This is a genomic window from Pedobacter hiemivivus, assembly GCF_004331685.1.
Lineage (GTDB): Bacteria > Bacteroidota > Bacteroidia > Sphingobacteriales > Sphingobacteriaceae > Pedobacter > Pedobacter hiemivivus.
Window position 1 is genome coordinate 1 of sequence record NZ_SJSM01000052.1, and the last position, 2,006, is coordinate 2,006.

1 protein-coding gene is annotated in these 2,006 nt (G+C 50.6%); it reads left to right on the forward strand.

From position 1 onward, the window contains the following. A partial coding sequence (locus tag EZ444_RS27000; protein ID WP_205945362.1) for a Calx-beta domain-containing protein occupies positions 1-2,006 on the forward strand: 2,006 nt, incomplete at both ends.

The following is a 2,006-nucleotide window of genomic DNA, read 5'->3' on the forward strand; positions in this document are numbered from 1 at the left end:
GCGGGTACAGCTACCTTTACGGTGACTTTAACCGGCAATGTCCAGGATGCCTTTACGGTAAACTATGCCAGTTCAGATGGGCAAGCCATTGCACCTGGTGATTACGCAAATGCTACAGGATCGGTCATCTTCCCGGCAGGTTCACCAAGCGGGGCGACCAGGACTTTCACGGTACTGATTCAGAACGACAACCTTGTAGAAACAGGCGAAACATTTAGTGCCACTTTAACGGGTATTACCGGTCTTACCACGATTGGTACCGCCAGCGCTACCACCAGCATTGTAGATAATGATGTGGCCAGCGTATCCATATCGGCCCCTGCTATGGTAAATGAGAACGGGGGTACAGCCACCTTTACGGTGACTTTAACAGGCAGTGTTCAGGAAGCTGTTACGGTAAACTTTGCCACTGCAAACGGTACGGCAAGCGCGCCGGGTGATTATCTTGCCCGGACAGGAGCGGTAACTTTCCCTGCCGGTTCGGCAAACGGGGCAGTGCAGACCTTTACAGTAGATTTGGTTGACGATGCTTTTGCAGAATCGAACGAAACCTTCAGCGCCAGCTTAACGGGAATTACCGGCCTGGCTACGATATCATCAACAGCGGCTTTAGCGACGACTACCATTAATGATGAAGATGCGGCGAGCGTATCGATCTCTACCGATGCAACAATAAATGAGGCAGCGGGAACAGCGACCTTTACGGTGACCCTGACAGGCGGTGTTCAGGATGCCATTACAATGGATTACGCTACTGCGAACGGCACAGCGATTGCCCCAGGTGATTATACAGCAAGCAGCGGAACGATTACCTTCCCCGCGGGTTCGGTGGGGACGACCCGGACCTTTACGGTACCTATTCAGGATGATAATCTTAGAGAACCGGGCGAAACATTCAGTGCTGCCTTAAGTAATATTACCGGCCTTGCAACGATAGCTACAGCCACTGCAACAGCCACCATTACGGATAATGATGCAGCAAGCGTAGCGATTTCGACCAATCCAACAGTCAATGAGGCAGCAGGTACAGCCACCTTTACGGTAACCTTAACAGGGAATGTTCAGCAGGCCTTTACGGTAAATTATGCTACGGCAAATGGCTCAGCCATTCAGCCGAACGATTATACCGCTACCGGTGGAACAGTCACCTTCCCGGCGGGTTCAGTAAACGGAGATACACAAACCTTCACCGTACCAATCTTTAACGACCAGCTGGCAGAGCCTGCTGAAACATTCAGTGCTGTCTTAAGCGGTATCAGCGGTCTTACAACCATTAGTACAGCCAGCACCGCAACTACCATTATCGATAACGATGTGGCCAGTGTAGCAATTTCGACCCTTCCGACGGTTAACGAGTCGGCCGGTACAGCTACCTTTATGGTGACTTTAAGCGGCGGAGTTCAGGATGCTGTTACGGTGAATTATAACACATCAAACGGTTCGGCGGTTCAGCCAAACGATTACGCAACTACTACAGGAACAATCACTTTCCCGGCAGGTTCAGTAAGCGGGACTATCAGCAGCTTCACGGTGCCTATCCTGAACGACCAGTTTAGAGAAGGGGACGAAACGTTTAGTGCCACCTTAAGTGGTATTACCGGTCTTGCCACGATAGCTACGGCCAGCACGACAACCACCATTATTGATAATGATGTGGCGAGCGTATCACTTTCGACCCCTTTAACAGTAAATGAGAATGCGGGAACGGCGACCTTTAGAGTGACTTTAATGGGTAATGTACAGGAAGCCTTTACGGTAGATTATGCAACCGCAAATGGTACAGCCCAGTCGCCGGGTGACTATACAGCCATTACTGCCGGAACGGTAAGTTTCCCGGCAGGTTCTGCAAGTGGGGCATTCCAAACCTTTACCGTAGCTATTAATGACGATAACCTGGTAGAGCCGGGCGAAACATTCAGCGCTTCCTTAACCGGTATTACGGGGCTTGCAACGATCGGTATTGCTACGGCAACGACCACCATTAATGATAACGATGTAGCGAGTGT